Annotated in this window: 3 protein-coding genes; all 3 read left to right on the top strand. The window is 40.5% G+C overall.

The annotated features are described in order from the left end of the window. A partial coding sequence (locus AC1DDX_RS22285) for a DUF4974 domain-containing protein (RefSeq protein WP_477622619.1) occupies positions 1-237 on the top strand: 237 nt, incomplete at its 5' end. A gap of 245 nt (positions 238-482) precedes the next feature. Beyond that, entirely contained in the window at positions 483-3,788 is a 3,306-nt protein-coding gene (locus AC1DDX_RS22280) for a SusC/RagA family TonB-linked outer membrane protein (RefSeq protein ID WP_477622618.1), read from the top strand. Between the two features lie 12 nt (positions 3,789-3,800). After that, complete coding sequence (locus tag AC1DDX_RS22275; RefSeq protein ID WP_288879196.1) at positions 3,801-5,399, top strand: RagB/SusD family nutrient uptake outer membrane protein; 1,599 nt, start codon at positions 3,801-3,803, stop codon at positions 5,397-5,399. Positions 5,400-5,518 lie beyond the last annotated feature (119 nt).

Here is a 5,518-nt window from a genome sequence, read left to right as displayed (position 1 = left end):
ATCTGGAACCATGTTGATTTGTCTTTTAGTGATAAAAACCTTTCAGAAATAGTGAAGGTTCTGAGCTCGGAATTTAATACTGTTATAAAAGTTCAGGATGAAGAGCTCAATAAAGTAGTGATGAATGCCGATTTAACTGACTTAAATCTCCCTGATGTGTTAGAAGTGCTTAAGGCTTCGCTAAATCTGGAATACCATATTGACAATGATATTATCGTAGTGACCAAAAAGAATTAACCAAAATTAACCAATAAGTAAACCTTCAAACGAACCAGTATGAAAAAGACTCTACAAACATGATCCAATAAGCTTCTTAAGTAAGTACAAGAGTGCTCGAACACTCCTGTACTAGGCTTTTAAAAGCCCCCTTTGTGACATCAATTAAATTGGTGAGGGGACCTCAATTAATTATATTTTTTCAAATACAACTTACTAAAATTATGAAATTTTATTTACATCATAAGCTTTTCTGGTGCAAAATCATGAGAATTACACTAAGTCAAATATTGGTATTGATACTATTTACCAGCATCACCTATTCCAAGCCCACTTTGGCCCAGGAGGCTTYGAATAAAAAAATAAGTTTAACCATAGTGAATAAAACGCTGCCTGAAGTTTTGAAAACACTGGCTGTGGCTAATAAAGTTCAGTTTATTTATAACCAGGATGTTATTCACTCTAACAATAAGATGTCTCTTCAGTTCGACGACGTTGAACTCAAAACAGTGCTTGATAATCTGTTGAGCAAATATTCAATTCACTATCAGGTGTATAAAAACAAAATCATTCTGATTGATGGTGAGCGACTCGAAACAAAACTTCAAGGCAGCTCAAAAGCCATTACGGTTACCGGTAAGGTGGTTGACGAGATCAATATGCCTTTGATTGGTGTTAGTGTTACTGTAAAAGGAACAAAAATTGGAACCATTACAGATATAGAAGGAAAGTTTAAGATTTCTGCTGAAAGTGCAAATGATATTTTAGTTTTTAAATACATCGGATATGTAACCTTTGAAGCGCCTGTCAATGGCACTCAGCCTTTAACTATTCAGCTAAAACCAGAAGATAAATCATTAAGTGAAGTTGTTGTAGTGGGATATGGTAAGAGTTCCAGAAAGGCCCTGATCAGCTCAATATCTTCCGTTAAAGGTGATGAACTGAATAAAGGCGCCATAAGCGACGTCGGACAGATGCTGCAAGGTAAGGTACCTGGACTAAACATCAGCCGAAGTGGTGATCCGAACCGCAATGCAGCTATTGTTATGCGTGGGGCTTCTACGTTACGGGAGGGTGCACAATCACCTTTATTCGTTATCGACGGTGTACCAGGTGCTGATATTTCATTGCTTGCACCAGATGACATAGCCTCGATCGACGTTTTGAAAGATGCTGCTGCTGCTGCCATTTACGGCAACAGAGCTGCAAACGGAGTGATCATGGTAACTACAAAACGGGGTACCGCAGGACAAGCTCAATTGGCTTACAGCGCTTATTTTGGTGTTGAGAATGTATCCAACCAGTACGAGATGATGAATGCTGAGCAGTTGAAAGCTTTCCTGGCTAGAAATAATTCTGCGTTAACACCAGCCAATGATCAGGGTGCAAATACCAACTGGCAAAATGAAGTACAACGTAAGGATGCCATATCGCAAAACCACAACCTTTCGCTTAGTGGTGGTACAGATAAAACTACGTATAATGCCAGCTTGAACTATTTCAAACAACAAGGTATTGTAAGAACAAGTGATCTGGGTCGTTTTATTGGCCGCATAGGTCTTGAACAAAAAGCCCTGAATGATAAATTAAAGATCGGGCTAAATCTGAGTAATTCAATTAGCGATGCCGATCTGGTGCCTTATCGTAATACAGTTCTTTCTCAGATGCTTACTTATTTGCCTACTTCGCCAGTTAAAAATCCTGATGGAACATACTTTGACAACCTGATTCAGACCAGTTATTATAATCCGGTTTCCATGCTGGAGAATGCAACTGAGAACCTGAAAACTAAAAATATATTGGGGACCTTTACTGCAAATCTTAAATTGCCTTTTGGTTTCACTTATGATGTTGCGGCTTCTTATCAGAATACCCAAACCGTATATGGGGCTTTTTACAACAGCATTTATACCTCTAGATACAACAACGTAAGGAACACACCCGACCCTCCGGCAAATCCTTCCTTTGTTTCACTGGTTGGTAAAGATGGTTTAGCCTTGAGAAACGCTTATCAGAATACCAATAAGATCGTGGAAACTTACCTGACCTGGAACAAAAAGTTTGGTGATCATGATATCAACGCGGTAGTCGGTTATTCTTATCAGCAATCACTGAACAACGATGGTTTACAGACTTCCTCAACAAATTTTCCGATTAATCAGGTTAGCTATTACAACCTGAGCTTAGGTAACCCTTATGCAATCACAGATTTCCGTGTTAACTATGGCCCAGAATACCTTTATCAGGAAATTCTGTTAATTTCTGACTTTGCAAGAGTAAATTACAATTACAAAAATAAGTATTTACTGCAAGGATCTATCCGGAGAGATGGATCGAACGTATTCGGCAAAAACGAAAAATGGGGTTACTTCCCTTCTGTAGGCGCCGGTTGGAACATCGACCAGGAAAATTTCTTAAAAAATCAAAGTCTGATCAGCACATTGAAACTACGTGGAAGTTACGGTATTGCTGGTAATTCGCTAGGCTTTGCTCCACTGACTACAAAATTGATCTATGGAGCGGTGGGGCAGTTTTATTACAACGGATCTCCTAGAGAAGGGGCCTATGGTGCTATTCAAAATGAGAACCCGGATCTGCGTTGGGAAAAAACAGCTACTGCAAATATCGGTATGGACTTCAGCATCTTTAAAGGAAGATTAGGTGGTTCAGTAGATTTTTATGATAAAAGGACTACAGACCTGATCATCGGCTTCGACGTCGATCAGAACCTCTACCCATCAGGTCAGTTAACAGCCAACGTAGGTAAATTAAGCAATAAAGGGGTGGAGATTGTTCTGAATGGTACACCGGTAAGTAATGACAATTTCAGTTGGACTACAGGAATCAACCTTGCCCACAACGTCAACAAAGTACTCACACTTTCTGATAGCCAGTTTAAAATCGATGATAGGCTCATCTTCCAGCCTGACGGTGGGGGACAAAGTGGGGCAACATTACAGATTCTATCACCCGGACAGCCAATAGGAACGTTCTTTACCTTCAAATATGCTGGTAAAGATGCCAATGGAGTTTCTCAATATTACGATGCGGCAGGAAATATCAAAACACAGGGATTACTGAATAAAACTGATTATTACGTAATTGGTAATGCACAACCTAAGGCTTTGATTGGTTGGACCAACTCGGTAAACTATAAGAACTTTGATCTGAGTGTTTTCGTAAGGGCAGTATTGGGCAATAAGATCATGAATGTAACCAGAGCTGACCTCTTCCGTCCTAACACTGCTCAATTTACCAACATACCTGTTGAAGTAGAGAATGAATCTACAGCAGATTTTAACTCTTACAGGTATTCTTCGCGCTTTCTTGAGAATGGCAGCTATCTGAGATTGGACAATGCAACTTTGGGCTACACCTTTAAGAAAAACATTATTCCTGGGGTTGGTTCGTTGCGTCTCTACACTACTGCCAACAATCTATTCGTGATTACCGGATATAAAGGTATTGATCCAGAGATCAATCAGGGTGGTTTGGCACCAGGTGTAGATACCAATAACTTTTATCCAAAAACCAGAACCTTTCTTTTTGGTCTAAATGTATCATTTAATTAAAATCTTAAGAAGATGAAAAATCTTATAAACATAGCAACCGGAGTAATTTTATCACTAACAATACTTACGTCCTGCCATAAACTGGACCTGGAGGTGAAAACCCAGTTAACTCCTGAAACCTTTCCCCAAACAGATCAACATTTTATACAATTGACCGGACAGGTGTACGTCCAGTTGCGTCAGGGCATCACCACCGATTATTTTTTCATGCAATCGCTAAGTACTGATGAATCCATCATGCCTGCAAGAGGAGGTAACTGGTATGATGGTGGTAGGTATGAACAACACCATAAACATACCTGGGATCCTGACAATGGGCATGTTAGCAGTGGCTGGGGATGGCTGTCAAGTGTAATCAGCAAGGCCAACCAAAGCCTGTTCTTACTTAAGGATGCACCGGAATCTCCCGCTAAAACCACAGCTTTAGCTGAAGTTAGAGCCACACGTGCATTGGCCTTTTTCATGATGATGGATCTATGGGGCAACATCCCTATTGTTACAACTTTTGGTGAAACTACATCTCCTGAGACAAAATCCAGAACAGCGGTTTTTAATTTCATCGAGGCCGAGCTCAAAGAAGTTTTACCAAACCTGAGTTCAGTTGTGGGAGCCGCTACTTATGGCCGTCCTACCAAATACACAGCAAATGCAATATTGGCTAAGATGTATTTGAATGCAGAGGTATATACCGGAACACAACGCTATAACGATGCCGTAGCACAGTGTGATGCCATTATTACCGCAACAGGAAGTCCATTCGCTTTAGAATCAGACTATAAAAAGATGTTTTTTATAGATAATGGACCTCAAATTAAAGAGTTTATTTTCGCTTTACCCTTTGATCCAGGGTTCTCAAATGGTTATCTCTTCTTCGCAAGGTATTCCTTGCCTCGCTCGTTACAAACAAAGTTTAGCTTGAAACATACACCAAGTGCACCTATGAGTACGCTACCTGAATACTATGCGAATTTCGATGATCCTAATGACAAGCGAAATATGCAATGGATAAAAGGTTTGCAATACTTGTTCTCGGGAGCGCCTGTTAATGTATCGACAACAAAGAAAGGATACGATCAATTCTATGCGGGATCTGATGGCGCTACTCCGATCAATTATCAGGTAGACATTACGCCAAACGTTACTTTACGTGATGCCTCCAGACCTTTCGACGCAGGTAATGATGAAATCGCATGGAACATGGGCTATCGCAACAATAAATTCTATTGCGACAGTACTTCGTCCAACAGGAATCAAAATAATGATTTTCCAATGTTCAGGTATTCCGATATTTTATTGATGAAAGCAGAGGCGATATTGCGTGGAGCAACCCCTACGCAGGGCCAAACGGCTTTATCACTGGTGAATCAGTTGCGTGCAGTACGTACTACCTCGGCAGCTTGGGGCTCCGTTACTCTTGAAGACCTCTATAAAGAGCGTTGCAGGGAATTTGCCTGGGAGTGCTGGCACCGTAATGATATGATCCGTTTTGGAAAGTATGAAGGGACATGGGGTTTTAAAACAAACAATGATGTGCGAAGACGTTTGATGCCTATACCCGCTAGTGCCAGGGTACTCAATCCCAAACTTGAACAAAATCCGGGATATAATTAGAGCGATTTTTATGGTATAACCACTTCGTTATGCTATCGCCACTTCGTCATCTCGACGATAGGAGAGATCTCTTGTTTATACCAATTTGCTTCCCAGCTACTTAATGGTCAAGAGATCTC

It is taken from the genome of Pedobacter sp. 10L46_2 (assembly GCF_056395165.1).
This window is presented reverse-complemented; position numbering and strand designations above follow the sequence as displayed.